26 protein-coding genes and 1 tRNA gene are annotated in these 26,654 nt (G+C 72.5%); 17 read left to right on the top strand and 10 right to left on the bottom strand.

What is annotated here, in order from left to right; genetic code table 11:
• Complete coding sequence (locus tag JJV70_RS02275; RefSeq protein WP_219045815.1) at positions 1–1,047, top strand: aldo/keto reductase; 1,047 nt, start codon at positions 1–3, stop codon at positions 1,045–1,047.
• Between the two features lie 237 nt (positions 1,048–1,284).
• Here the strand turns inward: JJV70_RS02275 and JJV70_RS02270 are convergent, their stop codons facing one another.
• The 3 genes from JJV70_RS02270 to JJV70_RS02260 form a co-directional block, all read right to left on the bottom strand.
• Positions 1,285–2,190, bottom strand: a complete 906-nt coding sequence (locus tag JJV70_RS02270; protein ID WP_219045814.1) for a DUF4429 domain-containing protein — start codon at positions 2,188–2,190, stop codon at positions 1,285–1,287.
• A gap of 475 nt (positions 2,191–2,665) precedes the next feature.
• Entirely contained in the window at positions 2,666–3,298 is a 633-nt protein-coding gene (locus JJV70_RS02265) for a hypothetical protein (RefSeq protein ID WP_219045813.1), read from the bottom strand.
• Positions 3,299–3,323: 25 nt separating this feature from the next.
• Positions 3,324–4,247 carry an NAD(P)/FAD-dependent oxidoreductase gene (locus JJV70_RS02260; RefSeq protein WP_219045812.1) on the bottom strand — a complete coding sequence of 308 codons (924 nt, stop codon included), beginning with the start codon at positions 4,245–4,247 and terminating at the stop codon, positions 3,324–3,326.
• A 97-nt stretch (positions 4,248–4,344) separates the two neighbouring features.
• Here JJV70_RS02260 and JJV70_RS02255 point away from each other — a divergent pair, with 97 nt between their 5' ends.
• The 3 genes from JJV70_RS02255 to JJV70_RS23450 all read left to right on the top strand — a co-directional run bounded on the left by JJV70_RS02255 (position 4,345) and on the right by JJV70_RS23450 (position 6,494).
• Positions 4,345–5,043, top strand: coding sequence for a cyclopropane-fatty-acyl-phospholipid synthase family protein (locus tag JJV70_RS02255; protein WP_219045811.1), 699 nt, complete (start codon positions 4,345–4,347; stop codon positions 5,041–5,043).
• A 43-nt stretch (positions 5,044–5,086) separates the two neighbouring features.
• Positions 5,087–5,695, top strand: coding sequence for a TetR/AcrR family transcriptional regulator (locus JJV70_RS02250; protein ID WP_219045810.1), 609 nt, complete (start codon positions 5,087–5,089; stop codon positions 5,693–5,695).
• 247 nt (positions 5,696–5,942) lie between these two features.
• The gene (locus JJV70_RS23450; protein ID WP_374227229.1) at positions 5,943–6,494 is read left to right on the top strand and encodes a peptidase inhibitor family I36 protein; all 552 of its coding nucleotides are present in this window, start codon (positions 5,943–5,945) and stop codon (positions 6,492–6,494) included.
• 56 nt (positions 6,495–6,550) lie between these two features.
• Here JJV70_RS23450 and aceE read toward each other — a convergent pair whose 3' ends face one another.
• Positions 6,551–9,283, bottom strand: coding sequence for a pyruvate dehydrogenase (acetyl-transferring), homodimeric type (aceE, locus tag JJV70_RS02240; RefSeq protein WP_219045809.1), 2,733 nt, complete (start codon positions 9,281–9,283; stop codon positions 6,551–6,553).
• A 443-nt stretch (positions 9,284–9,726) separates the two neighbouring features.
• Here aceE and JJV70_RS02235 point away from each other — a divergent pair, with 443 nt between their 5' ends.
• The 5 genes from JJV70_RS02235 to JJV70_RS02215 all read left to right on the top strand — a co-directional run bounded on the left by JJV70_RS02235 (position 9,727) and on the right by JJV70_RS02215 (position 13,754).
• A complete protein-coding gene (locus JJV70_RS02235) occupies positions 9,727–10,167 on the top strand; it encodes a DUF3052 domain-containing protein (protein ID WP_219045808.1) in 441 nt (146 codons plus the stop codon).
• Positions 10,168–10,292: 125 nt separating this feature from the next.
• Entirely contained in the window at positions 10,293–10,751 is a 459-nt protein-coding gene (locus JJV70_RS02230) for a peroxiredoxin (RefSeq protein ID WP_219045807.1), read from the top strand.
• Between the two features lie 124 nt (positions 10,752–10,875).
• The gene (locus JJV70_RS02225; protein WP_219045806.1) at positions 10,876–11,451 is read left to right on the top strand and encodes a TerD family protein; all 576 of its coding nucleotides are present in this window, start codon (positions 10,876–10,878) and stop codon (positions 11,449–11,451) included.
• A gap of 269 nt (positions 11,452–11,720) precedes the next feature.
• Positions 11,721–12,872, top strand: coding sequence for a DUF475 domain-containing protein (locus JJV70_RS02220; protein WP_219045805.1), 1,152 nt, complete (start codon positions 11,721–11,723; stop codon positions 12,870–12,872).
• Between the two features lie 120 nt (positions 12,873–12,992).
• Positions 12,993–13,754 carry a Tellurium resistance gene (locus JJV70_RS02215; RefSeq protein WP_219045804.1) on the top strand — a complete coding sequence of 254 codons (762 nt, stop codon included), beginning with the start codon at positions 12,993–12,995 and terminating at the stop codon, positions 13,752–13,754.
• A gap of 120 nt (positions 13,755–13,874) precedes the next feature.
• On the opposite strand, the gene JJV70_RS02210 is transcribed toward JJV70_RS02215, so the two are convergent.
• A complete protein-coding gene (locus JJV70_RS02210) occupies positions 13,875–14,840 on the bottom strand; it encodes a TerD family protein (protein WP_219045803.1) in 966 nt (321 codons plus the stop codon).
• A 225-nt stretch (positions 14,841–15,065) separates the two neighbouring features.
• Between JJV70_RS02210 and JJV70_RS02205 the strand changes: the two genes are divergently transcribed.
• From JJV70_RS02205 to JJV70_RS02195, 3 genes are read left to right on the top strand one after another with little or no spacing between them, the layout of a single operon-like run.
• On the top strand, positions 15,066–16,316 hold the full coding sequence (locus JJV70_RS02205) for an HpcH/HpaI aldolase/citrate lyase family protein (RefSeq protein ID WP_219045802.1): 1,251 nt from the start codon (positions 15,066–15,068) through the stop codon (positions 16,314–16,316).
• A gap of 56 nt (positions 16,317–16,372) precedes the next feature.
• Complete coding sequence (locus tag JJV70_RS02200) at positions 16,373–18,766, top strand: phosphoribosyltransferase (RefSeq protein ID WP_219045801.1); 2,394 nt, start codon at positions 16,373–16,375, stop codon at positions 18,764–18,766.
• Positions 18,763–19,581 (top strand): HAD family hydrolase, encoded by an 819-nt coding sequence (locus JJV70_RS02195; protein WP_219045800.1) that lies wholly within the window; start codon positions 18,763–18,765, stop codon positions 19,579–19,581. The genes JJV70_RS02200 and JJV70_RS02195 overlap by 4 nt, the downstream gene beginning before the upstream one ends.
• A gap of 67 nt (positions 19,582–19,648) precedes the next feature.
• On the opposite strand, the gene JJV70_RS02190 is transcribed toward JJV70_RS02195, so the two are convergent.
• The 3 genes from JJV70_RS02190 to JJV70_RS02180 all read right to left on the bottom strand — a co-directional run bounded on the left by JJV70_RS02190 (position 19,649) and on the right by JJV70_RS02180 (position 22,056).
• On the bottom strand, positions 19,649–20,227 hold the full coding sequence (locus JJV70_RS02190; protein WP_308294646.1) for a DUF4383 domain-containing protein: 579 nt from the start codon (positions 20,225–20,227) through the stop codon (positions 19,649–19,651).
• Positions 20,228–20,348: 121 nt separating this feature from the next.
• Positions 20,349–20,576 (bottom strand): zinc ribbon domain-containing protein, encoded by a 228-nt coding sequence (locus JJV70_RS02185; protein ID WP_219045798.1) that lies wholly within the window; start codon positions 20,574–20,576, stop codon positions 20,349–20,351.
• A gap of 208 nt (positions 20,577–20,784) precedes the next feature.
• Positions 20,785–22,056 (bottom strand): hypothetical protein, encoded by a 1,272-nt coding sequence (locus JJV70_RS02180; protein ID WP_219045797.1) that lies wholly within the window; start codon positions 22,054–22,056, stop codon positions 20,785–20,787.
• A 114-nt stretch (positions 22,057–22,170) separates the two neighbouring features.
• On the opposite strand from JJV70_RS02180, the gene JJV70_RS02175 reads away from it, so the two are divergent.
• The gene (locus JJV70_RS02175; protein ID WP_219045796.1) at positions 22,171–22,413 is read left to right on the top strand and encodes a hypothetical protein; all 243 of its coding nucleotides are present in this window, start codon (positions 22,171–22,173) and stop codon (positions 22,411–22,413) included.
• 10 nt (positions 22,414–22,423) lie between these two features.
• Here the strand turns inward: JJV70_RS02175 and JJV70_RS02170 are convergent, their stop codons facing one another.
• Together JJV70_RS02170 and JJV70_RS02165 are read right to left on the bottom strand one after the other, a co-directional pair.
• Entirely contained in the window at positions 22,424–22,912 is a 489-nt protein-coding gene (locus tag JJV70_RS02170) for a hypothetical protein (protein ID WP_219045795.1), read from the bottom strand.
• Positions 22,913–22,925: 13 nt separating this feature from the next.
• The gene (locus JJV70_RS02165; protein WP_219045794.1) at positions 22,926–24,377 is read right to left on the bottom strand and encodes a helix-turn-helix domain-containing protein; all 1,452 of its coding nucleotides are present in this window, start codon (positions 24,375–24,377) and stop codon (positions 22,926–22,928) included.
• Positions 24,378–24,538: 161 nt separating this feature from the next.
• Between JJV70_RS02165 and JJV70_RS02160 the strand changes: the two genes are divergently transcribed.
• The 4 genes from JJV70_RS02160 to JJV70_RS02145 all read left to right on the top strand — a co-directional run bounded on the left by JJV70_RS02160 (position 24,539) and on the right by JJV70_RS02145 (position 26,320).
• Positions 24,539–25,105, top strand: coding sequence for a hypothetical protein (locus JJV70_RS02160; protein WP_219045793.1), 567 nt, complete (start codon positions 24,539–24,541; stop codon positions 25,103–25,105).
• 152 nt (positions 25,106–25,257) lie between these two features.
• Complete coding sequence (locus tag JJV70_RS02155) at positions 25,258–25,440, top strand: hypothetical protein (protein ID WP_219045792.1); 183 nt, start codon at positions 25,258–25,260, stop codon at positions 25,438–25,440.
• Positions 25,441–25,600: 160 nt separating this feature from the next.
• A tRNA-Val gene (locus tag JJV70_RS02150) sits at positions 25,601–25,672 on the top strand.
• Positions 25,673–26,062: 390 nt separating this feature from the next.
• Positions 26,063–26,320 (top strand): helix-turn-helix domain-containing protein, encoded by a 258-nt coding sequence (locus JJV70_RS02145; protein ID WP_219045791.1) that lies wholly within the window; start codon positions 26,063–26,065, stop codon positions 26,318–26,320.
• The last annotated feature ends 334 nt before the right edge of the window (positions 26,321–26,654 follow it).

The raw sequence follows: 26,654 nt of genomic DNA, 5'->3' as shown, positions 1-26,654 counted from the left end.
ATGAGCCCCCACACGAACACCCCCGCCGAGGCAACCCCCGCCCCGCTGCCCCAGGTCCCGCTGGGCGCGAGCGGGCTGCGGGCCGGGGTACAGGGCCTTGGCTGCATGGGCATGAACTTCGCCTACGGCCCCACCGACGCCGACGAGGCGCGCGCCACCCTCCAGCGCGCGCTGGAGCTGGGCGTCACCCTCTTCGACACCGCCGACATGTACGGCTTCGGCGCCAACGAGGAGTTTCTCGCCCCCTTCGTCCGTGCCCACCGCGACGAGCTGGTGCTGGCCACCAAGTTCGGCATCGTCCTGGACCGTGACGACCCCTCGGTGCGCGGCATCAACAACGACCCGGCGTATCTGCGGCGGTGCGTCGAGGGCAGCCTGCGGCGCCTGGGCGTCGAGACCATCGACTTGTACTACCTGCACCGCCACGACCCCCAGGTGCCGATCGAGGAGACGGTCGGCGCCATGGCGGAACTGGTCGCCGAGGGCAAGGTGCGGGCGCTGGGCCTGAGCGAAGTGACCGGCGACGAGCTGCGCGCGGCGCACGCCGTGCACCCGATCGCGGCGGTGCAGTCGGAGTGGTCGGTCTTCAGCCGCGATGTGGAGCGCACCGCCGTGCCCGCCGCCCGCGAGCTGGGCGTCACCTTCGTGCCCTACTCGCCGCTCGGCCGTGGCTTCCTCACCGGCTCCTTCACCCAGGCCGAGCGGGAACTGAGCGAGGACGACTTCCGGCGCACCCAGCCCCGCTTCACCGGGGACAACGCCCGCGCCAACGCCGCGCTGCTGGCACCGCTGCACGCGATCGCCGAGCGGCGCGGGCTGACCCCGGGACAGGTCGCGCTGGCCTGGGTGCACCAGCGGTCTGACGTGCACGGGCTCACCGTCGTGCCGATCCCGGGCACCCGGCGCCGGGCCCGGGTCGAGGAGAACACCGCGGCCACGGGCGTCCAGCTGGCCGACGCCGACCTCGCCGAGCTGGACCAGCTGGCCGCGCGGGTGGCGGGTGACCGGTACGCCAACATGGCGCTCACCAGCGCCGGACGCGAGTAACCGCGTCGCACCCCGGGGTCACGCCGGGCACACCGCTCACGCCGGGGCGGCGTCGCGGCACGCCGTCCCCGCGTCGGCGCAGGGAACGGCGTCGAGACGGCCAAGGGTGATCGCGGCGAAGGCCGCCAGCGCCACGCCTGTGACAGCCCCCCGGGCGACTCCACCAGGTGGAGCGTGGTGGGCACTGCGGCACACCCTGTCGCCGCGACCAGCTCCGGCAGCTGTGCCAGGCCCGGGCTACAGCTCGGCGAGCAGGTCGGCCTTCTTGGCGGAGAACTCCTCGTCCGTCAGCAGCCCGGAGTCGTGCAGGTGCCCGAGGTGACGGATGCGCTCGGCGATGTCGGCCGGGTCGGCGCGCAGCGTGCCGCGCGAGGCGGTGGCGGCCAGTGAGGCCGTGCCGCCCGGGCCCGGCGTTCCGGGCGCGCCCCGCTTGCGGTGGACGGCCGCCAGCACGGACGCGGCCAGCGGCAGCGACTCGTGCACCAGGCCGTACCCGAGCCCGAACACCACCGCCGCCGGGTCCTGGTCCGCCTCGCCGGGCCGCTCGTCCGGGGTGTCGGCACCGCGCCGGATGAGCCGCAGGTGACCGTTGAACACCTCCGGCGAACGCCATTCGACGCCGTCCAGCTCCTCGACGTCGAAGAACTGGTCACCGGCCTTCCACTTGGCCGAGGAGGCGCCCGTCCAGAACCAGCGGAACGCGACCTTATCGCCGTCGAAGGACGCCTTGCCGTCGTACGCCTTGAACTGCAGCGGCGGTTCCGGCGCGGACACCAGGTGCTCGTCGGCCGGGCGGTCGGCGTCGGGGCCGAGCACACCGCGCAGCTCGGTGGCGTAGTACTCCGCGAGCGTCCCGCGTTCGGCGGGCAGGACCAGCCGGTACGGGTCGCAGGCGGGCTTCAGCTGCCCGGCGGCGGCGTCCAGCAGCGGGTCGGCGCCCGCCCGGGGCACCGCGCGCAGGGCCACCGTGCCCCGGCGCAGCCCGGGCCCCAGCTCGATCCCGGCCAGCGCCGCGTACGGCACCGTTCTCTCCCGCAGGACGTGGAACAGCTTGGGTGTGCGTATCCCCCGTTCGAAGCGGATGCGCACGGAGTCGGTGTCGAACTCCCAGGCGGAGTGGATTCCGGCCAGCACATCACCCATGCGGCCCATCGTATGCGGCAAGCGCCCGCGCGTCCCCCCGCCGCGGCTCACGAGCGTTATCGCAGTTCAGCGGAACCGTAGGTACCGGTTCCGCTTGCGGCCAGGTTCGTCAGGCTCCGGGTGCCGGGGGCGAAGGAGCCGGTGTGCCCCACGGCGTCCCCGGTGGTCAGACGGCCAGCGCCGAAAGCCCCGGGCACCGGATCGGCTCCATGGCCGAGATCGCCCCGGCGGAGGAAGCGCACCTCAGCGGTCCAGTCACCCGGGGCGCGCATTGCCCACACCCGGGCGCCGGTTCCCCCGCCGGTCACCGTCCGGGCGCGGCGCCCTGGGGCGGGGCGTCACTCTCCCCGCCCCGGGCGCTTGGTGCGTGCGGGTCCGGTCAGGGGCGCTGGCCTGCCGGTTCCCGGGAAGCGGCTACCGTCCGCGCGGGTGGGGGTGGAGGGGTTTACGCGGTCATCCCCGTGGCCGACCACTCCTACCGTCCGCGCGGGTGGGGGTGGAGGCGGAAGAGGTAGGCGGCAGCCGGGTGGGTGTAGGTGGTGCCTCGGCCTGCGGCATGGAGTTGTTCGCGGGTGGGGTGAGGTGGGCGTTTGGGCTGGAGGTAGCGGTCGAGGTCGTCAGTGGTGAGGTGGTAGTGGCCAGAGCGGTGGTGGAGGACGGCGGCGAGCCGATAGCGGGGGTCGAGGTGGGCGAGTCCGGCGTCGGCGTGGCTGTTGTTGGCCAGGAGCCAGCCCCCGGGGCGCAGGCAGCGGGTGGCGTGTTCGGAGACGGGGCCCGCGTACAGGGAGATCACCAGATCCCACTCGGCTGCGGGCAGTTCCGCGAGGGTGCGGGTGTAGTCGCCGGGCAGAAACGCGATGCGGGGATGTTCGGGGTACTGCTGGTGCCGGGTGGCCAGCGTGGTGGCGTCAGGGCCCTGGAAGGCCCTGCGGGCGCGGGCGTCGGCGTCAAGGTAGGTGACGTCGGGCCAGATGTGGGAGGGGGCGAGGTCGAGGTAGCTGCCGGGGTAGAGGACGCGGCGGGCTCCGGTGTGGGCGGCGACGGCCTGGTAGAGGGCGGTGCGGTTGCCGATGCGCTCGATGTAGTCGGTGAAGTCCTGCTCGGTCACGGCGGGCTCCGGTTGTTCGGGTCGGTCAGACCAGGTGGGCGAAGTGGATGGCGTCGGCGGCGGTGCTTCCGGCGGTGACGGCGGGGACGGCCCCCTGTTCCCAGGTGGGGCTGGTCAGGTCGCCGGCGGCGTAGAGGCCGGGGATGCTGGTCTGGCGGGCGTCGTCCACCATGACGTAACCGTCGCTCAGGGTGAGCCCGTGCTCCGTGGCCAGGCGCTCGACGAGGGAAACCTGGCGCTGAGGCTGGGGCCACAGCAGGGTCTGGCGCTGGAGGAGGGTGCCATCGGCCAGCTCGACGGCGTACAGGTCGCCGTCGGTGTGGTGCAGACGGGTGATCTCGCCCTGGATGAGGTCGCTGCCCCGCTCGCGCAGGCCGCGGCGCAGTTCGTCGGCGCCGGGCAGCGAGGGCGGGGCGATGGCGATGGTGTCGCCGGTCCAGGCCCGGAAGGCGGTGGCGGCCATGGCGAGGTAGCGGGGATCGTCGGCGACCAGGGCCCAGGTGCGGTCGGCGTTCTCCTCGCCGATGCAGAACGGGCAGTGGATCACCGTGCGGCCCCAGCATGCGGCGAAGCCCTCGACACCCTCGGGTCGCTGGTCGATGACGCCGGTGGCCAGGATCACGTTCCGGGCCCAGGCGCTCGTCCCTTCGTCCGTGCGCACGGTGAATCCGTCGCCGGTCAGCGGGGTGACCTCGGTGACCGTGGCATCGAGCCGCGTGGCCAGTCCGTAGCGGTCCAGCTCTTTCCAGGCATGGGAGCGCAGCTCCTGGGGGGTGGCGCCCTCCAGGCCGATCAGGCCGTGCACGCCTCGGGAGGCGGCGTTGCGGGGCGGGGCGGGGGACTCGATCACCAGGGTGCGGCAGCGGTAGCGGGTGAGGGTCAGCGCGGCGGTCAGACCCGCGGGCCCGCCACCGATGATCACAGTGTCGTACTGGGCGGTGCTGTCCATGAGATGCCTCCGAAGGGACTTGACGGAATCGAATGACCATCGGTCATACTACTGACCAACGGTCATTCGATCGACCTCATTCCCCTCAGGAGGAACTGTGACCCACCACACCCACCACACCCACCACAGCCACGACACCCACCGCAGCCACGGCAGCGATCACACGCACGGGCCCGGGGCCGCCTCGTACCCGGACTTCGAGTGGGACGACCTCTACACCGGCGACGGCAGTGACACCGCCGACCCCGACCCGACGCTCCTCGCTCCCGCCGGCGGCCTTCCCCCGGGCCGAGCCCTGGACCTGGGCTGCGGCGCCGGCGGCAACGCCCTCGCCCTCGCCGAGCGCGGCTGGCGCGTCACCGGAGTAGACCTCGCACCCCGCGCCATCGCCTCCACCCGCGCCAGCGCATGCGCCCGTGGCCTGGACGACCGGGTCGAACTCGCCGTCGCCGACAGCGCCGTCTGGCAGCCCGAGACCACCCACGACTTCGCCCTCAGCTCCTACGCGCTGCCGACCCGTGGCCCCGCCCGCACCGCCACCCTCGCCACGCTGGCCGCAGCCCTCACCCCGGGCGGCATCCTGGCCCTCGGCGAATGGGACGAGGAAGCCTGCGACTGGGGTGCACCCGGCGACCTGGCCACGCTCAGCGAGCTGACCGACGCCCTCACCACACTTGGCCTGGACATCGTCCGCGCCGAACGGAAGGCCGTACCCCGCGTCCAGCACCCCGGCGAGGACCACGCGGTCATCGTCGTCGCACGCAAACCGCATGACACCCTGGACTCCGCCCACTGACCAACCACCGGTCCGTCAGTCACCTGACGACGAAGGAGGGACCGTGCCCGCGGACCAGTCCGCCCCCGCCCAGCCCACCGGCCGTTTCCAGCCCCCGGACGTCCGCCGCCGCCAGATCCTCGACGCGACGGCCGCCCTGCTCCTGGACGACGGCTACGAGGCGCTGACCGTCAGCAAGGTCGCCGCCCGCGCCGGGGTCGCCAAGGGCACGGTCTACCTCTACTTCGACGCCAAGCAGGAACTCCTGGCCGCCCTCCAGGCGGAGATGTGGGACCGCATGCTCCAACAGCCCGCCGCTCTCCTGGAGCAGCCCGGCCTGACCTGGACCGAACGCCTCGACCGCCTCGTCGCCGCCTGGATCACCGCGGAACAGGACCACCACGAGCTCTACCACCGGCTCTTCCACGAACCCGGCGGCACCGCCGGGGAGGAACCCATGACCGCCGCCCGCGACCTGCTCGTCACCCTCCTCACGGAAGGCCATGCGGCAGGTGAGTTCGACGTCCCCGACCCCGAACTCACCGCCGACTTCCTCACCCACGCCTACACCGGACCCTGTCACCACACCCAGACCGACAGGGACATCACCGCGGCTGTGCAGACGCTCTTCCGTCGCGTCGTCACCGCCCACCCGCCGGTCCAGCCGGGTTGAAAGCCGGAGCGCTGCGGCAGAGCGTCGTGCTCGCGGCTCCGATCGATTCTCGGTTGTTCTCCGGACCGCCGCTGCGGGCTGTGGATTACTGACGGGTTGTGGACAACTCGGCCACCCATGACGGTGAAACGGGCGGTCTGCTCTTGGCAGGCCGCCCGGTGCGCGTCGAGCCTGGTCTCAGCGCGGTCCGCCGCGCATCCGTCGCACCGCGCGACACGACCACCAACGCGTCATCCCGGGGGTACCCATGCGTCAGCACACTCACCTCACCGCCGTCCGCTCCCTCCCGGCTGCCGGGGCCGACGGCTCCCTCCCGGCCTCTGGGGCCGCCCGCGCCGCCTGCTCCCTCCCGGCCTCCGGCCGGGACGTCCCGGCCGCCTGCCGGGCCGTCCCGGCCGGAGGCACCGGTCGCCCGCGCAGGTGCCTGGGCCGGGCGCTCGCCGTGGCCGCGGCCACCCTCGCACTGGCCACCACCCCGGCCCTCGCCGCCCCGCCCGCCGAGCCGGAGGCCGCACCCCGGCTCGGGGCGTGCGGCCCGGGACAGCTGTGCCTGTGGCAGGGCGGAGGGTTCTCTGGGGAGCGGCACGTCTACGAACTGACGGACACCGGCATCGAAAGCTGCGTCGCGCTGCCCGACGGGGTCAGCGCCGGTGCCCTGGCCAACCGCACCGGCCGGCCGGTGACGGCCTACCAGAGCCGTGTCTGTGCCGAGGAGGGTGAGTTCCACACCCACCCGTCCGGCTCCTGGTCCCCACGGACGCCGTACGCGGTGCGCGCGGTCAAGGTGTGGGAGCGATGAGCACGCGAAATGCGGCCCGCACCGCGGGCCGCCTCCGCGCTCGCGCCAGGAGCTGCCTACGCGTCGCCGCCCGCGGGGCCCGGGTCGGCTGCCTTCACGTCCAGCAGCTGGTAACGCTCGATGGCCTGCTTGGGCGCCGAGCGGTCCACCTTCCCCTCCCTGGCCAGCTCGGTCAGCACGCCCAGCACGATCGACTGCGCGTCGATGTGGAAGAAGCGCCGCGCGGCGCCACGGGTGTCGGCGAAGCCGAAGCCGTCCGCCCCGAGCGACTGGTAGCGGCCCGGCACCCAGCGGGCGATCTGGTCCGGCACGGCGCGCATCCAGTCGGACACCGCCAGCACGGGTCCTTCGGCGCCCTCCAGCGCCTGGGTCACGTACGGCACCCGCTGGTCCTCCTCGGGGTGCAGCAGGTTGTGCTCCTCGGCCTCCACCGCGTCGCGCCGCAGCTCGTTCCAGGACGTCGCCGACCACACGTCGGCCTTCACCCCCCAGTCGTCGGCGAGGATCTGCTGCGCCTCCAGGGCCCAGCCCATGGCCACGCCCGAGGCGAGGATCTGGGCCCGCTGCTCGCCGCGCTCCCCGGCCCGGTAGCGGTACAGGCCGCGCACGATGCCCTCGGCGTCCACGTTCTCGGGCTCGGCGGGCTGCTGGATCGGCTCGTTGTAGACGGTCAGGTAGTAGAAGACGTCCTCGGCGTTCTCCCCGTACATCCGCCGCAGACCGTCCTTGACGATGTGGGCGATCTCGAAGCCGTAGGCCGGGTCGTAGGAGACGCACGCCGGGTTCGTGGAGGCGAGCAGCTGCGAGTGGCCGTCGGCGTGCTGGAGCCCCTCGCCCGTCAGCGTGGTGCGCCCGGCCGTCGCACCGAGCACGAAGCCGCGCGCCAGCTGGTCAGCCATCTGCCAGAACTGGTCGCCGGTGCGCTGGAACCCGAACATCGAGTAGAAGACGTACACCGGGATCATCGGCTCACTGTGCGTGGCGTACGCCGAACCGGCCGCGATCAGCGACGCCGCGCAACCGGCCTCGGAGATGCCGTCGTGCAGCATCTGCCCGGTCGGCGACTCCTTGTAGGCGAGCAGAAGTTCCCGGTCCACGGCTTCGTAGCTCTGGCCCAGCGGGTTGTAGATCTTGGCCGTCGGGAAGAGCGAGTCCATACCGAAGGTGCGGTACTCGTCCGGGGCGATCGGCACGAAGCGCTTGCCGATCTCCTTGTCCTTCATCAGGTCACGCAGCAGGCGCACAAACGCCATCGTGGTGGCGACCTGCTGGTTGCCCGAGCCCTTCTTCAGCGCCGCGTACGTGCTGTCGTCCGGCAGCCGCAGCGGCTTGGCCCGCACCACCCGCGTCGGCACGTAGCCGCCCAGGCCCTGGCGGCGGTCGTGCATGTACTGGATCTCCTCGGAATCCCGCCCGGGGTGGTAGTACGGCGGCGGGCCGGACTCCAGCTGCTGGTCGGAGATCGGGAGGTGCAGCCGGTCGCGGAAGCGCTTGAGGTCGTCCACCGTCAGCTTCTTCATCTGGTGCGTGGCGTTGCGGCCCTCGAAGTTCGGGCCCAGCGTCCAGCCCTTGACCGTCTGGGCCAGGATGACCGTGGGCTGGCCCTTGTGCTCCCGGGCGGCCTTGTAGGCGGCGTAGACCTTGCGGTGGTCGTGCCCGCCACGGCCCAGGTGCAGCAGCTGCTCGTCGGTCATGTCCTCGACCATGGCGCGCAGCCGGTGGTCGTCGCCGAAGAAGTGCTCACGGATGTAGGCGCCGGTCTCCGTGGCATAGGTCTGGAACTGGCCGTCGGGGGTGGTGTTGAGCCGGTTCACCAGAACGCCGTCGCGGTCCTGGGCCAGCAGCGGGTCCCAGGAGCGGTCCCAGATCAGCTTGATCACGTTCCAGCCGGCCCCCCGGAACTGCGACTCCAGCTCCTGGATGATCTTGCCGTTGCCGCGCACCGGGCCGTCGAGCCGCTGGAGGTTGCAGTTGACGACGAACGTCAGGTTGTCCAGCCCCTCGCGGGCGGCCAGCGACAGCTGTCCGAGCGACTCGGGCTCGTCCATCTCGCCGTCGCCGAGGAAGGCGTACACGTGCGAGCGGGAGGTGTCGGCGATGCCGCGTGCCTCCATGTAACGGTTCATCCGGGCCTGGTAGATGGCACCGATCGGGCCCAGCCCCATGGAGACCGTGGGGAACTCCCAGAAGTCCGGCATGGACCGCGGGTGCGGATAGCTGGAGAGCCCGTTGGGGTGGGCCGACTTCTCCTGCCGGAAGCCGTCGAGCTGCTCCTCGGTCAGCCGGTCCAGCAGGTAGGCCCGGGCATAGATGCCGGGGGAGGCGTGGCCCTGGAAGAAGACCTGGTCACCGCCGTCACCCTCGTCCTTGCCCCGGAAGAAGTGGTTGAAGCCGACATCGTAGAGGGAGGCCGAAGAGGCGAAGGTCGCGATGTGGCCGCCCACGCCGATGCCGGGCCGCTGGGCCCGCGAGACCATGACGGCCGCGTTCCACCGGGTGGCGTTGAGGACCTTGCGCTCGATCTCCTCGTTGCCGGGGAAGAAGGGCTCGTCTCTGGTGGCGATGGTGTTGACGTAATCCGTGCTGCGCATCTCCGGAACGGCCACCCGCTTGGCGCGGGCCCGCTCGATCAGGCGGAGCATGAGATAGCGGGCACGTTCCCTGCCGCGCTCGTCGACGGCCGCGTCGAGCGAGTCGAGCCACTCCTGGGTCTCTTCAGGATCGAAGTCGGGGACCTGGCTGGGAAGGCCGCCAATGATGATCGGGTTGCGATCGGATGCGGAAGCCACGCTGTTCCTTCGCTGCTCGGTAAGTGCTCTGGTGGTGTCGCGCCGACTCCATCGTCCACCGCTGGACCCCGCGCGTCACCTCTACCGGGAGGTAACCGCCGCAGGGCCGTGGCGTGACGTGCAGGGGCACGCGCGGGCCGGCCGCACCGGTCGGCCAAATCGCAACCTTACGCCCACCTCGCCCATGGTTCGCTGGCGGACGGGTAGCGGACCGACACGTGGCCCGTCCCCGCACCGGCGGCCTTGCGGCCGCGCTACCAGGGGTTTCGGGCGGCTGGCCGCAGGGGTCGGCGGGCGTGGCGACACGTCACCGTTTGGGCTTCCCCGGAAGGCCGGGTACTTGCGCGATTCGCCCGGCACGTGTGGACTACGGCCAAGTACCTCACGTACCTCGCGCACCCGCGAGGACCCCGATACGTTCGAACCATGACAGGAGGCAATCCGTGAGCGCGACCGCGGACCACGCGGAGGAGCGGACCAACCCCGCCGCAAGGCTGGGTTTCCAGCCCGGACAGGTGGTCCAGGAGCTCGGCTTCGACGACGACACCGAGCAGTCACTTCGCGAGGGCATCGAGGCCATCACGGGCACGGAGCTGGTCGACGAGGAGTACGACGACCTGGCTGACGCCGTGGTGCTGTGGTTCCGCGAGGACGACGGCGACCTGACGGACGCGCTGGTGGACGCCGTCTCGCTGGTTGACGACGGAGCACCGATCTGGCTGATGACGCCCAAGACGGGCCGGGATGGCTACGTCGAGGCGAGTGACATCGGCGAGGCCGCCCAGACGGCGGGCCTGCAGCAGACCAAGCCCATGAACATCGGCAAGGACTGGACCGGCAGCCGTCTGGTCACCCCCAAGACCAGCCGCGCGGGCAAGAGCTGATCGCGGCGCCGGGACGAAACCGGGCCGGGCGGTCGCGGACCGCCCGGCCCGGCGGCGCACGGTGAGGCCATGGGCATAAGGTGGGCGCACGATCAGCAGCTCCTACCACGGAGGATCACACCACCATGGCGCTCGCCGTCGGAACCAAGGCCCCGGACTTCCAGCTGAAGAACCAGCACGGCGAGAGCGTCTCGCTCGCCGACTACCGCGGCCGTAAGAACGTCGTCCTGCTCTTCTACCCGTTCGCCTTCACCGGCGTGTGCACGGGCGAGCTGTGCGCGCTGCGGGACGAGCTGCCGCGCTTCGTCAACGACGACGTGCAGCTGCTGGCCGTCTCCAACGACTCCCCCTTCGCGCTGCGCGTCTTCGCCGAGCAGGAGCAGCTCGGATACCCGCTGCTGTCGGACTTCTGGCCGCACGGTGCGGTCTCCCGCGCCTACGAGGTCTTCGACGAGGAGAAGGGCTGCGCGGTGCGCGGCACCTTCATCATCGACAAGGAGGGCGTGGTGCGCTGGACCGTCGTCAACGGTCTGCCCGACGCCCGTGACCTGCGCGAGTACACCGAGGCGCTGGCGGCGCTGTGACGCGTGCCGGGAACCGTCACCGGCGCCCCGAGCGTTGAGCAGGGCGGCACCCGACACCGACTGATTCGCACCCGGCATCGAGGGGCGGCGGAGCTGCTCCTCCCGTGATCTATCTGGAGGACTCGTGGGAGTCAGCCTCAGCAAGGGCGGCAACGTCTCGCTGACCAAGGAAGCCCCGAACCTGACCGCCGTCCTGGTGGGCCTGGGCTGGGACGCCCGCACCACCACCGGCGCGGACTTCGACCTGGACGCCAGCGCCCTGCTGACCACCAGCCAGGGCAAGGTGCTCAGCGACGAGCACTTCGTCTTCTTCAACAACCTCACCAGCCCCGACGGCTCGGTGGAGCACACCGGGGACAACCTCACCGGTGAGGGCGAGGGGGACGACGAGGCGATCAAGGTCAACCTCGTCTCGGTCCCGGCGGACGTCGAAAAGATCGTCTTCCCCGTCTCCATCTACGAGGCGGAGACGCGGCAGCAGAGCTTCGGCCAGGTCCGCAACGCCTACATCCGCGTCGTCGATCAGTCCGACGGCCGCGAGCTGGCCCGTTACGACCTCACCGAGGACGCCTCCACCGAGACCGCGATGGTCTTCGGCGAGCTGTACCGGCACGGCGGCGAGTGGAAGTTCCGGGCTATCGGCCAGGGCTACGCCTCCGGGCTCCGGGGCATCGCGCAGGACTTCGGCGTCAACGTCTGATGACACCGGGCACCGTGCGCCGCCCGAGTCCGGCGGTGCGCGGTGCCGTTCTGCGGGAGCGCGTCTGCCGAAACCGCCATGGTCTTCCGGTGAGCGGTACTGGCCCGGTGCCGGGTGCCAGTTCCGGGCCTCAGCCAGGGGGCAGGCGTCCGGCGTGCGGGGGACCGCCCTAGACTTCGGCGGCGACGTCAAGTGACCAGGTCCGTCGCTTGCGGACCGGCCGCACGCCGGGCGCACGGAGGGCTCCGTGCGAGGAGACGAGGTAAGCAGTGATTCTGAGAACGTTCGGGTGGTCCTTCGGCGTCACCATCGCGGGGCTCGCCACGGCGGCGCTCCTGTGGGGGTGGGAGGGCTTCGCCATCGTGGCGATCCTCTCGATCCTGGAGATCTCGCTGTCGTTCGACAACGCCGTGGTCAACGCCGGTGTGCTGAAGCGGATGAACGCCTTCTGGCAGAAGATCTTCCTCACCATCGGCATTCTCATCGCCGTCTTCGGTATGCGGTTGATCTTCCCCGTGGCCATCGTCGCCGTCACCGCGGGTGTGGGCCCCATCGAGGCGGTCGATCTCGCGATGAGCGAGCCGGAGACCTACGAGCAGATGGTCACCGACGCGCACCCCTCGATCGCGGCCTTCGGCGGCATGTTCCTGCTCATGATCTTCCTCAACTTCCTCTTCGCGGAGCGCGAGCACCAGTGGGTCCCGTGGCTGGAACGGCCCCTGGCCAAGCTGAGGGGGGTGGACGGCGCCGCGGTGGCCCTCGCGCTGATCACCCTGCTGCTGACGGCGAGCTTCCTCGCGCCCCACGCCCACCAGTACGACGGGCACGCGGACAAGACCTCGACGGTGCTGCTGGCCGGAGTGGCCGGTCTGATCACCTACCTCGTCGTGGGCGGGCTCTCCGGGTTCTTCGAGAACAAGCTGGAGCAGGAAGAGGAGCGCGAGGACGAGCGCGAGGAGGCGGCGCGCCGGTCCGGCAAGCAGGTGAGCGCGGTCGGCGTCGGCGGCAAAGCGGCCTTCTTCCTCTTCCTCTACCTGGAGGTGCTGGACGCCTCGTTCTCCTTCGACGGCGTGATCGGCGCGTTCGCCATCACCAACCACATCTTCTGGATGGCGCTGGGGCTGGGCATCGGTGCGATGTACGTGCGTTCGCTGACCGTCTACCTGGTCCGCCAGGGCACGCTGGACGAGTACGTCTTCCTGGAGCACGGGGCGCACTACGCGATCGGCGCCCTGGCCACCATCCTGCTGATCACCGTGCGCTATGAGATCAACGAGGTGATCACCGGCCTGCTGGGCGTCACGCTGATCGGCCTGTCGTTCTACTCGTCGCTGCGCTGGAACAAGCTCCACCGGGACCCCAGTGACAGGGGTGAAGAGGGAGGTTCGCAGGAGAAGACCGCGGTCACCTCGGGAGTGTGAACAGCGGATGAACCGGGGTGTCACGGCACCCTGATTGCGGAAGTCTCAGTGCGGGGCAGCCGTCCGACGGCGGGCGGCCGCCCCGCACAGGTGTGTCCGGACACGGATTGGGGGCAGCTGATGGTCTCGCTGTGGGAGCACTGGTGGACCGCCGGGCGGGGCCGCAGGGACCCGAGATTCGCCACGGTGGGCGGCCCCTCCACGTACGCGGTTGAGCTGACCCGCCGCTACCCGAAGATCTCGCTCACCCAGCAGGGAGCCGACAGCGGCACGATGCGCGTCAACCTGTCCTGGCAGATGCGCAGCTCGGACCTGAACGACCGCCCGCCCCGCCCCAGTCTGCTGCGCAACCCCGGCCAGCTGCTCAAACCGCAGCCGGTGAACGGCCATCGCCAGGGCATGGTCAACGTGGACCTGGACCTGGCGTGCATGTACGAGCTGAAGGACGGCAGCAAGGGCGTCGTCCAGCCGCTGGGTGACTTCCTCGGTGACCTGCACGACCCCCCGTACCTCAAGCTCAGCGGCGACGACCGCTTCGGTTCCGGCTCCGGCGAGACGATCTACGTCAACCTCGACCACGCCGACGAGATCGGCCGCCTGCTGTTCTTCGTCTACATCTACGACGGCACGCCCGCCTTCGACCGTACGCAGGCGGTGGTGACGCTCGTCCCGGGCAACGGGCCGCACATCGAGGTCGGGCTATCCGAGCGGGCACCGGAGGCCCGCTCCTGCGCCGTGCTGATGATCGAGCGCGACAAGAACGGCGACCTGATCGCCCGCCGTGAGGCCCGCTACGTCTACGGCTTCCAGGCGGATCTTGACCGGCTCTACGGCTGGGGCCTGACCTGGGGGCGCGGCTACAAGCCGACGTCGCGGCGCTGACCGGCCCGGCGGCCGCACGGTTTCGGCGCCGACCGGAGGAGCGGCCTGGGCGCCTGGGCGGGAAGCGGCCCGGCGCCCGGGGCGGGAGCGGCCCCGGCGCGCGGCGGGCGAACGCCCGCCTCAGCGCCCGGCGAACTGCGGCCCCTGTGGCGGCAGCGTGAACGCCGGGTCGGCCTGGGGGTAGCCGTACCCCGCGTGGGCGGGCGCGGGCGGTGGCACCGGCTGCGGATAGCCGTAGCCCGGCTGCTGTGCCGGTACCGGAGGGTGCGCCGGGGGCTGCGGGTAGCCGTACGGCCCGCGTCCGCCCGGCTGCGGCTCGGCCGGGGGCGGAGGCTGCGGCACGGGACCCGGGCCCGGCGGCGGACCGGGCTGCGGGCCGGGTTCCGGTGGCGGGCCGGGTTCCGGCGGCGGGGTGGGCTCCGGGCCGGGGTGGGGCACCGGCTCCGGGTCGGGCACGCCCGGCTCGCCCGGCGGGGGCGGCACGGTGCCCTGCTCCGGCGCGCCGGTATCGGCGTGCGCGGTGGCCTCGCCCGCAGCGTCCTCAGGGTCATCGTCCACCAAGACGCCGAACGCCGTCGCCAGGCCCACCAGGCCGGTGCTGTAGCCCTGGCCCAGGGCACGGAACTTCCAGCCGCCGCCCCGGCGGTACAGCTCGCCGCACAGCAGTGCCGTCTCCTCGCCGGTCTCCGGGTGGAGGTCGAAGTGCGCCACGCCCGCGCCGCTCGCGGCGTCCCGCAGCAGCAGCCGCAGGCCGCCGCTGAGCTGGGCGAACGTTCCGCCGTCGGCGGAGGCGGTGAGCATGACGCGGTCCACGGTGGCGTCCAGCGAGGTGAGGTCGGCTTCGAGAGTGTCCGTCAGGCCCTCCGGTTCGCGCCTCTTGGCCAGGTGCCGGATCAGCCCGGAGGGGTGCCGGGGCTGGTTGTAGAAGACGAAGTCGTCATCGGACCGGACGCGTCCGTCCGCGCCCAGCAGAAGTGCGGAGACGTCGATGTCCGGTCCGCCGTGGGCGTCGGACCAGCGCAGGACCGCTTGCACGGTCGCTGACCGCAACTCGATGTTGGAGCCCTTCGCCATCACCTGCGTCATACGGCCATCCTCCGCCGGGGTACGCGTGCCGGGCAAGCCGGGGGCGGTCACCGCGCGGCGCCGCCCGCGACGGGGGCGATCCCTCCACCGCACGGGAGCCGGAAGGGAGCATTCCGGTAACGTGGACTTCGGGCGCGGGCGAACTGATGGTCGGGTTCCGCACGTACGATGACCCGGCCGGGCGACGCCGCGAAGGCCCGGTGACGCACCTGAGACGGGGGTTTGATGCGCCACTTCGGGCACTTGACGCCAGCCGTGCGAAGTGCGCTGTTCCACCGGGAACCCGTGGAGTTCACCCCCGACGCGCCCGCCCGCTTCCTGGCCGTCGCCCTCGGTGCGACGCTCTACAGCCCCGCGACGCGCCCCCGCCTGGCCCGGGATGTGCTGAAGCTGGCCGCTCGTGGCGTCGTCTCCATGGTGTTGTGCCTGGAGGACTCCATCGCGGACGACGACGTGCCGCACGCCGAGGAGAACCTGATCCGCCAGCTCGCCGAGCTGGACCAGGCGGACACGCCGCACGGCTCCCGCGCGCTGCCGCTGCTGTTCGTACGGGTGCGCCAACCGGAGCAGATCACCCGCATCGTTAGCCGGCTCGGGCCCCGCACGCGCCACCTGTCCGGGTTCGTGCTGCCCAAGTTCACCGAGGACCGCGGCATGCCGTTCCTGGAGGCGCTGGCCCGCGCCGAAGCCGACTGCGGCAGGCGGCTGTTCGCGATGCCGGTGCTGGAGTCGCCGGAGCTGCTGTACCTGGAGTCACGCCCGGAGACGCTGGCCGGAATCGCGCGCGCCGTGGCCAAGTACCGGGACCGGATATTGGCGTTGCGCCTGGGCGTCACCGACTTCTGCTCCGTGTACGGCCTGCGCCGCACGCCGCACATCACCGCCTACGACGTCGGCCTGGTCGCCACCGTCATCGCCGACGTCGTCAACGTGCTGGGCCGCAGCGACAGCACCGGTTGCACCGTGACCGGGCCGGTGTGGGAGTACTTCCGGTTCTCCGAGCGCATGTTCAAGCCGCAGCTGCGCAGTTCCCCGTTCACCTTCCGTGGGGCCGAGGAGCTGCGCCGCGAGCTGATCGCGCACGACATGGACGGGCTGCTGCGCGAGATCCAGCTCGACCGGGCCAACGGGCTCCAGGGCAAGACGTGCATCCACCCCTCGCACGTGACGCTGGTGCACGCGCTGTCGGTCGTCAGCCACGAGGAGTTCAGCGACGCCACCGACATCCTCCGCCCGGAGCGCACCGGAGGCGGAGTGCTGCGTTCGGCGTATACGAACAAGATGAACGAGGTCAAACCGCACCGGGCGTGGGCGGAGCGCACCCAGCTGCGGGCGGAGGTGTTCGGCGTCACCCGCGAGGGTGTTGACTTCGTGGATCTCCTGGCAGCCGAAGCGAGCAGCGACAGCCGGTGCCACGGAGACGACAGCCACGGCGACGACAGCCACGGCGACGCCTGCCACGGCGACGACCGGTGACGCGGCGACGCGTGACGCGGCAGCGACCGGTGACAAAGCGACAGGAAGAACGTGTGATGTGGACGGGTGCGTGGACGGCTGACCGGCTCGGCGTCGAGCTGGCCGGGGACGGCGTACGGGAGCTGCTGGGGCTGGCCGTGCGCCGCAACCCCAAGCGGGCGCACCTGCTGGTGTCGAACGTGCTGGGCAAGCACGTGCCGCAGCACCCGGCGGTGGTGTACGGCACCGCGCTGGGCCTGGGACACCGCGTGCGGGAACTGCTGGGCGAGGACGCCGCCGCCCGGGCCGTCGTGCTCGGGTACGCCGAGACGGCCACCGGGCTCGGGCACTGCGTGGCCGACGGCATCGGCCACGCCCCCTACCTGCACTCCACCCGGCGTCCGGTCCCCGGCTACACCCAGGCCGCCGGGTTCGAGGAGGAGCACTCGCACCACACCTCGCACCTGCTGCTGCCCGAGGACCCGGGACTCCTGGCGACGGACGGCCCGCTGGTGCTGGTGGACGACGAGTTCTCCACCGGCCGCACCGTGCGCAACACCATCGCCGCGCTGCACCACGCCTTCCCCCGCGACCGGTACGCCGTCGTCGCCCTCACCGACATGCGCGCACCCCGGGACGCCGCCGCGCTGGAGGAGTTCGCCACCGAACTCGGCGCCCGCATCGACGTCGTCGCCCTCGCCCACGGCACCCTGACCCTGCCGCCCGACGTGCTCGACCGCGCCGCAGCGCTGATCTCCGCCCAGCCCGACCCCGGGCAGACCCCCACCGAGCGCACCGCACCCCACCAGGCCCGCGAGGTCATCCGCGTCGCGCTCGGCTGGCCCGCCGGGCTGCCCGACGGCGGGCGGCACGGCTTCACCCCCGAGCACCGCGCCCGGCTGGACGCCGCGCTGCCCGCCATGGCCGACCGCCTCGCCGCCGCGCTGCCCCACGGCGCCGCCCGCGTCCTCGTCCTGGGCACCGAGGAGCTGATCTACACCCCGCTGCGGCTCGCCGACGCGCTGACCGGCGCGACCGGCGCCGAGGTGCGGTTCTCCACCACCACCCGCTCCCCGGTGCTGGCCGTGGACGACCCCGGGTACGCCATCCGGCACCGCCTGGTCTTCCCCGCCCACGACACCCCCGCCGACGGCCCCGGCCCCCGCTACGCCTACAACATCCCGCCCAGCGCGGACGCCGACGCCTTCGACGCGGTCGTCGTCGTCACCGACACCCCCGCCGACACCCCGGCCCTGCACGCCCCCGGCGGATTGCTCGCGCGGCTGGCCGAGCGCACGCCGCGCGTCGTGGTGGTCACCGTGCCCGCCCCCGCCCCGCTGCCCCGCCCGCTGCACGGCCCGCACTTCTCCTCCTACCCCGCCGAGGACTGCGGCTGGCTGCTTCAGGACCTCTCCGACGCCGCACTCGAAGCGCCCACCGAGGAGCGCGAGGAGGCGATCCAGCGCGGCGGCGCCCACTACGCCGAGTCGCTGCCCGTGGAGTACCAGCCGAGCCCGGAGTACCAGCGCCTGTTCCACTCGGCGCTCACGGTATCCGCCGCCCGGGTCGCCCGCGCCGTCGGCGCCGTCACCGAGACCGTGCTCGCCGAACGCGGCCCGCGCCCGGTCCTCGTCTCGCTCGCCCGCGCCGGTACGCCCGTCGGCGTCCTGATGCGCCGCTACGCCGCCCACACCCACGGGCTGGACCTGCCGCACTACGCGATCTCCATCGTGCGCGGCCGGGGCATCGACACCACCGCCGTGCGCTGGCTGGCCGCCCACCACGACCCGGCCGACGTGGTATTCGTCGATGGCTGGACGGGCAAGGGCGCCATCACCCGCGAACTGGCCGACGCCCTGCGCCCGTACCCCGGCTTCGACCCCGACCTCGCCGTCCTGGCCGACCCCGGCGGCTGTGTGCGCACCTACGGCACCCGCGAGGACTACCTGATCCCCTCCGCGTGCCTGAACTCCACCGTCTCCGGGCTCGTCTCCCGCACGGTGCTGCGCGCCGACCTCGTGGGCCCCGGCGACTTCCACGGCGCGAAGTTCTACCGCGACCTGGCCGGTGCCGACCTCTCCGCGCACTTCCTGGACGCCGTCGCCGCGCACTTCCCCGCCGTCACCGCCGACGCCAAGGCCGACTCCGCCGCCCTGCGCGCCGCCGACCGCGCCCCCACCTGGGCGGGCTGGCACGCGGTGGAACGCATCAGCGAGGGGTACGGCATCGGCGACGTCAACCTCGTCAAACCCGGCGTCGGGGAGACCACGCGGGTGCTGCTGCGCCGCGTCCCCTGGCGCGTGCTGGCCCGCCGGGGCGCGGGTGCCGACCTCGACCACGTCCGGCTGCTGGCCGAGCAGCGCGGCGTGCCCGTCGAGGAGACCGACGACCTGCCCTACACCTGCGTCGGCCTCATCCACCCCCGCTACACCCGGGGCGCCACCGGCGCCGACGGAAAGGCCGCCTCGTGACCCCCACCCCCACCGTGCTCGTCGCCAGCGACCTGGACCGCACCCTCATCTACTCGGCCGCCGCCCTGCGCCTGAGCATGCCGGACGCCGACGCCCCGCGCCTGCTGTGCGTGGAGGTCTACGACGCGCGGCCCCTGTCGTACGTCACCGAGCGGGCCGCGCAGCTGCTGCCACGGCTGGCCGGGCACAGCGTCTTCGTACCGGCCACCACGCGCACCCGCGAGCAGTATCGCCGCGTCCACCTGCCCGGGCCGCCCGCGCCCTACGCGATCTGCGCCAACGGCGGCCACCTGCTGGTGGACGGCCGCACCGACCACGACTGGAACCGCGCGGTGCGCGACCGGCTGGCCGGGGAGTGCGCCCCGCTGGCCCAGGTGCAAGACCACCTGCGGCGCACCGCCGATGCGGCGTGGCTGCTCAAGGAGCGCACCGCCGAGGACCTGTTCGCCTACCTCGTCGTGGACCGCGCGCTGCTGCCCGGGGCGTGGATCAAGGAGCTGGCCGCCTGGGCGGAGCCGCTGGGCTGGACCGTCTCGGTGCAGGGCCGCAAGGTGTACGCGGTGCCGCGTCCGCTGACCAAGAGCGCCGCCCTCGCCGAGGTCGTACGCCGCGCCGGGACCACGCGCACGCTCGCCGCCGGGGACTCCCTGCTGGACACCGACCTGCTGCTGGCCGCCGACGCGGGCTGGCGCCCCGGCCACGGCGAGCTGGCCGACACCGGCTGGAGCGCGCCGCACGTCACCGCCCTCACCGAGTGCGGCGTCAGCGCGGGCGAACGCATCCTCGCCGAAGCGCTGCACTCCGTCACCGGGTAGGCCCGGCGAGCCAGCCACGTCCGGCCGTCCGCGCGTGCGGCTCCGGCTCCGCGCGGCGTCTCAGCGCTCAGCGCGGGGGAACGTCCCGCCGTGGCAGCACGGCGAGCCGCTGCCGCCGCAGTTCCGCGCGGCGGCGCTCCTCGTACGCGACGCGGTCCGGGTGCCGCGCCCGGTGGTACGGGTTGTCGTACGGCAGCTTGCTGGAGACCCGCCCGTACATGCCGAAGACGGCGAGCACCAGGCCGTATACGAAGCTGAAGATGACGTTGGAGATCCCGAACGCCAGCACGTTGAACCGCGTCTCCAGCAGTGCCAGGTTGACGAAGCCGGACAGCACGAACGCGACGCCGAGCACCGTGTTCAGCACTGAGGCGAAGTTCCCGCCGCGCACCGCCCCGTAGCCGAGCAGCAGGCCGACGGCGATCGACAGCACGCTGAGCGCGCCATTGGTGCTCAGCCCGAGCGCCGGGTTGCCTTCGGCGCCGAAGAAGCTCTCCCAGTCAATGAGGCCGAGGACGCCGAATACGATCAGCGCCAGGCCCATCAGCCCGGCACCGAAGCGGTACACCTGGCTGAGCCGGTGATCCACCGGCAGGTGCTCGGCGAGGGTGACGTGGGGCGCGAGGGTGAACGGGCGCAGGGTCACGGGGGCCTCCGGGCGTCCTCGACGAGCACCGTCACCCACCAGCATCCGCCCGCCCCGCGCGGGTCTCAACCGGGACCCGGGCGGCGCGGGCGGCCCGTGGGCTCAGTCGCGGCCCGCGCGTTCAGCCGCAGCAGCCGCCCCCGCAGCAACCCCCACCGCCACCGCCGCCCGCCGCCGGGGCCGCGCTGCCCGTGGCCGTCGTGGTGCCGCCCACCGCGACCGCGGACAGCAGCTTCACGGTGTCCGCATGGCCCTGAGGGCAGGACGCGGGTGCGCTGGACTGCGCCATCGGACGACTGACCTCGAAAGACGTACCGCACGCGCGGCACCGGAACTCGTATCTGGGCATACCGCGCAGGATAGCGGCCTCCCGGACGCCGGTCCCGTGCGGGAACCGGGCTGCCGGAGCCGACTGGGGACGCGCCCTGGCCCTGCCCCTGCGGTGGGAGAGACACCGAGCCGACGTACGGAGCCAACGCCGGAGCCATCCGGGTGACCGCTGGGCCGCGCTGCTGAACTCCCGGGGCAGAGCCGGACCGGTGCGACGGGGGGAGAGGTCAGCGGGCCGCGCCGCGCTGTTCGCGGATGTCCCGCACGACGCCCGCCACGGTCTCGCGGATCGCGTCCAGCTCGGTGAGGAAGTGCCAGTAGTCCGGGTGTCGGCCGCCGTCCTCCAGGGCGCCGACCGCACGCTCCAGCCGTGCCACCGCGTCGTCCAGCGGGCGCGCGTGCCGGGGGTCGGGGGTGTGGCGCCCGGCCATCGCCAGCCGCTGCGCGTCCCGCAGGGCGAAACGCACCCGCTCGGTCTCCTGCGCGTGGCTGAAAGCGACCTCGTTGAGCCGGTCCAGCCGCTCCCCGGCCGCCGCGACCGCGCTGTCCCCGGCGTTCAGCAGCGCCCGCACCGAACCCAGCAGGGCCGTGGCATCGGCCCAGCGCTGGCCGTCCCGGGCCGCCTGCGCCTCGCGCAGCTTGGCCTCCGCCTGCCGGGAGGCATCCTGCGCCTGTGCCGGAACGCGCTGGAGGTCCTGCCAACAGGCGGCGCTGAAGCGTCGGCGCAGCTCACTCAGCACCGGTTCCACCTTGTCCGCACGGGTGGCGAGCGCCTGCGCGCGGGTCCGCAGCGAGGCGAGCCGCCGGTCGATCTCCGCAGCCTGCTCCGGGAGCCGCCGCGCCTCCTCGCGCACCGCCTCCGCGCGGCGCTGCACGTCCTCCGCGCGCCGGATCGTCGCGCGTACGCCGTGCTGCCCCGCGCCCTGGTTGAGCCTGGTCAGCTCCGGGGAGAGCGCCGCCAGCCGCGCGGCGAGCTCGTCGGCGCCGAAACCGGACTCGCGCACCCCGTCCAGCGCCCGCGTCGCCCCCAACAGCGCCTGCCGCGCCCGTTCCACCGCTGGCGCCACCTGGGCGAGCTGGTCCTCGGCGTGCGTGAGCTGCGGCGCGATGGCGCGGACGAACCGTTCCAGCTCGCCCCTTGTCCGGTCCAGCTGTTCCTTGGCGTGCCGCAGCTCGCGCGCCGCCTGCTGGGCGACGGCGGTCTCCAGCTCGTCGCGATCCAGGTCGTGGGAGTCCACGGCGGTGATGTAGGCGTGACTGACCTCGTCGATGCGCTGCCCGAGCGCCCGGAAGTCCGCCGCCACCTTCCGGCCTGCGGGGGAGGCGTCCACGGCGGTGATCGTCTCCACGGAGATCCGCGCCTCGCGCTGCGCGGTGTCCAGCTCGTAGAAGGCCGTCGCCGCCGCGTCCTTGGCGGCCTGCGCCTCGGCCCGCGCGCTCTCCGCCCGTCCGCCGCCCCGGCCCCACCAGCGCGTGCCGCCCCCGCTCAACGCTGCCACGCAATCCTCTCCCGAGTTCTCGCGACCGTCCGTGACCCGCCGCCCATTGTTCCACTCCCGCCGTCCCGCGAGCAGGGGCCCGGCACCCCGCCCGCCTGCCCTGCCCGCACCGGGGTGCCGCTGGACGGCTACGCGCTCCAGCACCTCGCGCTGCGCACCGCCTGGGAGGCGGCGACACCGGCGCAGGTGGGCGCGTACTTCGGCGTGCGCGGCACGCCCCTGGCGCGGGGCACGGCCGACTACGGCATCCCGCCGCGATGGACGCGGCGTTCGGCGACGCGTGTGATGGACACCGGCTCGCCCAGGGCCACCTCGCCGCGGCAGGTTCAGCGCTCGCGGCCCCGCTCCATCCCGTAGCGGGGTCGCATCAGCCCTTGCGCGCCGCGCCGTCAGGCCACACCACCTCCACGGGCATACCCGCCTCGCGGGCGGCCATCACCACCTCTGCCGTGCCGCCGCCCTTGCCGCCGGGCGGTTGGCCGTTCCACACCGCGACCAGCCGGTCGGCGCGCTCCAGCAGCGCCTTGTTCGCCGACTCGTAGGCGGAGCGGCTCGCCGTCTCGTGCGGCATCACCAGCACCTCGACGGCGGCCTCCACCAACCGGTCGAAGGTCGGCGCGTGGTCCGGCTTCACCTTCCGCTGCCGGTAGTCCTCTGACGGGATCACCGCGATCAACCGGCCGCCAGCATCGAGCAGCGCCTCGGCGAACAGCGAATCTGAACCCTTGGCGATGCACGACAAGCCCACCAGTTCGCCGCCCTGGTGGTCAGCGAGGAGCTTGCGCAGTGCCTCCTTCACCAGGGGCACGGTGTCGTCGGTCAGGTCCATGTGGCCAGTCACCGCAAGCGTGGTCACCGGGCTCACCTCCTCAGCTCGACAGCAGGTCGCGGATACTATCTCGCGCCTGGGCAACACCACGCGAGACCTCCCGGCCGACCGTGTACGGGTAGAGCTGTCCCATCTGCGCGCGGACCCGCCCGGACGGCGTCGCGCGCGCGACCTCCACGGCCCGCCCTGTGTGTTCGACTGCACCAGCCATGTCGCCGGAGAGGAAGGCGCATTCAGCGAGCCCGATCCAGTCCAGCGCGTGACTGCGCGCCGCTTCGCTGCCGCGCTGCTGTACCGCTTTCCTGATCTCCCCGGCGGCGGCTTCCGCGTGCGCGGCCGGGTCCTGTCTCGCGAGGTCCAGGAGTCGCCCCCCGGTGACCCCGGCGAGTTCGGCCTCATCAAAGTAGGCGATCCAGTACGGCTCGTCGCCGGGCGTCGCATCGACCAGGGCTTCGCGGGCCTGCTCGGTTGCCCGGCGGAACGCGGCAGCGCGGCCCATCGCGGCGTAGGCCCACGCTTCCCGGGTGTGAAGCATGGCCCGCACCCGCGGACTCCCGGCGTGGCGGGCACCGTCCTGCGCGAGGCGTACCAGCTCCAGCGCGTCCTGCGGACGGTCCCGGTACAGCATCTGCCGGGCCATGCCCGCGAGCACATTGGCACCGAAGAGGGTGTCCGCACCGGCGTGCGCTGCCCGCAGGGCGAGACGGTAGTAGTCCTGCGCGCGGCGTTGCAGCCCGGAGTCCCAGGCCATGGTGGCGGTGGTCCCAGCAAGTTGGGCCATGACCCCGTACAGTCGCCGCTCCACGGGCTCCTGTTGATGTTCGTCCAAGTGCGCGGCGACCTCGGAGAGCTGCCCGAGGACAGCCTTGCGACGCAGGCCGCCGCCGTACTTGTGGTCCCAGCGCCGGAAGGCTTGGGCAGTTGCCTCCAGCTCTTCTATGTCACGGACGCCGAGCTTGCCGCGGCGGCGCGGAGCTGCGTGAGAGGCGGGAGGCTGGAGCCAGCCTTCGAGAGGGTCGAGCAGGGCTGCGCCGGTGATGGCGGCGCTGGTCAGGGCGCGTGCTGCGGCGCGGCGGTCCATCACGAGATCGCTCCTCGTCAGGTGTGCGGCCAGGTGCACCGTCGCGTCGGTGCGCCACGGTGCCTCCTCTGTAGGCCAGTCACCTGGCGGTTCTGGCGGTTGCTGCTGGTCGTGTTCTGGCTGCTGCTCCCACGACCGTGGCGCGAGCCCGAGGAGGTGACCAGGGATGCGCAGTCCGTCCGCGATGCGGCGGATCACCTCGAAGCTGGTGATCTGCTGCTGCCCGGCGATGATGGTGGACACCTTGCCCGGGGTGAGCTGGCAGGCAGCGGCGATGCGGTTCTGGGAGAGGCCGCCCCACTTTTTGATCAGGGTGAAGACAGCGGCGAAGTCGTGCTCTGCGAGGGCTCGGCGTAGGTCGTCTCGGTCGAGGATTTCAGCAGCGAGCGGGCCTGGGGTAGAGGCGTCCATGGGGCCAACTTCCTGGCGATCCTAGGCACGGGGTTTCCCCGTTTCGCAACGTCCAACGACTGTATTACCGAGGCGGTAACCCGCGCTGGTCATCCCGGGTATGGGCGGCGGCGGCGATGCTCAAGTAGACGCAAGTCACCCACCGTGAGCTGAGGGATACCGTGCAGACGCATATCCGAGCCATCCCGCCCTGGGCGCCGCCGCCCGGCCCCACCATCGAGTACCAGCGTGCGGGGGTGTGGTGGGACGCGGTGCGCGTCCCCGCCGCCCTCGCCCCCGCCGTGTTCGACGCGCTCGACGGCCGTTCCGGCGCCGTCATCGAGGACACCCCGGGCCGTCTGCTGACGTGGTTCGTCCAGCCCGGGGCCACCGCAGGGTGGCCCCGTCTGGACAGGGTGGGGGTGCTGGGCCGCGACGGCATCGCCATCCCCGTGCCCCCCGCCGGTTGCCGCTGGGGGGAACTGCGCTGGCTGGTGCTGCCCGGCAGTGAGGGTCCGTGGACGGATGCGGCCGTGCTGGAGCAGGCTCTCACGGTCGGCGTCGCCCAGCGCGTCGGCCCCCGCCGCCCGGTCACCGTGCTGTGCACGGGGTGCGGTCGGCCCACCGGCGAGGCCGTGCTCGTCGCGACCGCGCCCGCCGCCTTTGGCCCCGACCACGGCGCCTGGGCCTGCCGTGCCTGTGCCCCGCACCTGCCGGACGGCCCCGGCGCCGCCGGGGTGGTCCGGTGACCCGCCCCGACCGGCCCGTGCCGCCGAGCGCCTGCATGCGCTGCCAGCGNGCCGGGCGAGTCCCGGGGCGGGTGCACCGTGTGGTGGTGCGCCCACTGCCGCACACCCCTGCCCCCGCCCGAGCCGCGACCGCACGGCAAGGAGGGGGCGCGGTGAAGCGTGCCACCTACATCGCGCCGGAATGCCGCGTCGCCGCAGACGAAGAGGACCCTAAGGCGGCGGCTCAGATGCACGGCTGGTGCCCGGGACCGTTCGAGAAGCGCATCGGCGGGAGGGTCGCGGTGCGGGGCTGGTGCGACTGCCTGTGCCACGAGTCACAGGGCGAACACGCCTGACTCAGCCACGCTGAGCGGCGCCCCTTCGGGAGGGGGCCGTGCTGCTTCTGGGGGAGACATCAGCCCGCACTCGCTCCGTAGCGGGGGTGCAGGCGCGGGAGTAGGCGGGCAGGTAGGGCGGTCGGCGCCGCGCCCGCTATCCTTTACCCTCGTTGCACCCGGGCGCATAGCTCAGCGGTAGAGCGCCGCCCTTACAAGGCGGATGTCGGCGGTTCGACCCCGTCTGCGCCCACCGGTGGTGGCCTGGNCCTGGTCGTACAGCGGCTTAGGCCCAGCTCAGCGGAGGGGCGAGTCGAAATTCTCGGCTCGCCCCTCCGCCTTGTCTACGCCTCGCCTACGTCTCCACTACGGGACAAGTACGGGCTGGCGTCTCCCAAATATCTCCCAAATGATCATGGGGTTCCCGCAGGTCGCATGCCTACGCAGCAGGGCTCCCCTCCCGAGAGCAGGGCGGCCCCCTCCCGTAGGAGGGGACCGCTTCGCGCCGGGGTCGAGGAGGGAAGCCACCCGACCTGAACCCCGGCACGTCTTGGGGCGCCGAGTCGCGAGACTCAGCGCATGATCGAAAACTGTCGCCATATGGGTACTGACATAGCGATCATGGGGCCGTTGCGTTTCCGGAGTGCCCGCACCAACAGAACCGCCGTCCGATCGCGTCCTGCGCCGCCGCCGGGAGATCGGCGACAACATCCGCGACGCCCGCCTCCAGGCCAACCTCACCCAGGAACGCCTGGCGGAGCGCGCCGGGCTCTCGCGCGGCTCGGTGATCCGCGCCGAGCTTGGCACCCGCGCCGCGCGGGTGGACTGGCTCATCGCCATCGCCGACGCCCTGCACGTACCCCTGTCTCAGCTGGTGCGCGAGCCACACGAGCGCGAGTAGTTCATCCCCTGTTCACTTAACGCGCTGGCCAGCGTAGCCGTCGTCAGGCGTGTTCGCCCTGTGACTCGTGGCACAGGCAGTCGCACCAGCCCCGCACCGCGACCCTCCNCACCGCGACCCTCCCGCCGATGCGCTTCTCGAACGGTCCCGGGCACCAACCGTGCATCTGCGCCGCTGCCTTGGGGTCCTCTTCGTCTGCGGCGACGCGGCATTCCGGCGCGAGGTAGGTGGCACGCTTCACCGCACCCCCTCCTTGCCGTGCGGGCGCGGCTCGGGTGGGGGCAGGGGTGTGCGGCAGTGGGCGCACCACCACACGGTGCAGCCGCCCCGGGAC

The sequence above is a fragment of the Streptomyces sp. JJ66 genome, assembly GCF_019303495.1.
Taxonomy (GTDB): domain Bacteria; phylum Actinomycetota; class Actinomycetes; order Streptomycetales; family Streptomycetaceae; genus Streptomyces.
Note: the sequence above shows the minus strand (reverse complement) of the source record. Positions and strands in the feature narration are given on the sequence as shown.

Excerpts from the sequence above, each read along its gene's own strand:
- JJV70_RS02275 (WP_219045815.1), top strand. The coding sequence starts at position 1 with ATGAGCCCCCACACGAACACCCCCGCCGAGGCAACCCCCGCCCCGCTG.
- JJV70_RS02270 (WP_219045814.1), bottom strand. The coding sequence starts at position 2,190 with ATGGGTGATGTGCTGGCCGGAATCCACTCCGCCTGGGAGTTCGACACC.
- JJV70_RS02260 (WP_219045812.1), bottom strand. The coding sequence starts at position 4,247 with ATGGACAGCACCGCCCAGTACGACACTGTGATCATCGGTGGCGGGCCC.
- JJV70_RS23450 (WP_374227229.1), top strand. The coding sequence starts at position 5,943 with ATGCGTCAGCACACTCACCTCACCGCCGTCCGCTCCCTCCCGGCTGCC.
- JJV70_RS02230 (WP_219045807.1), top strand. The coding sequence starts at position 10,293 with ATGGCGCTCGCCGTCGGAACCAAGGCCCCGGACTTCCAGCTGAAGAAC.
- JJV70_RS02215 (WP_219045804.1), top strand. The coding sequence starts at position 12,993 with ATGGTCTCGCTGTGGGAGCACTGGTGGACCGCCGGGCGGGGCCGCAGG.
- JJV70_RS02210 (WP_219045803.1), bottom strand. The coding sequence starts at position 14,840 with ATGACGCAGGTGATGGCGAAGGGCTCCAACATCGAGTTGCGGTCAGCG.
- JJV70_RS02205 (WP_219045802.1), top strand. The coding sequence starts at position 15,066 with ATGCGCCACTTCGGGCACTTGACGCCAGCCGTGCGAAGTGCGCTGTTC.
- JJV70_RS02200 (WP_219045801.1), top strand. The coding sequence starts at position 16,373 with ATGTGGACGGGTGCGTGGACGGCTGACCGGCTCGGCGTCGAGCTGGCC.
- JJV70_RS02185 (WP_219045798.1), bottom strand. The coding sequence starts at position 20,576 with ATGCCCAGATACGAGTTCCGGTGCCGCGCGTGCGGTACGTCTTTCGAG.
- JJV70_RS02165 (WP_219045794.1), bottom strand. The coding sequence starts at position 24,377 with ATGGACGCCTCTACCCCAGGCCCGCTCGCTGCTGAAATCCTCGACCGA.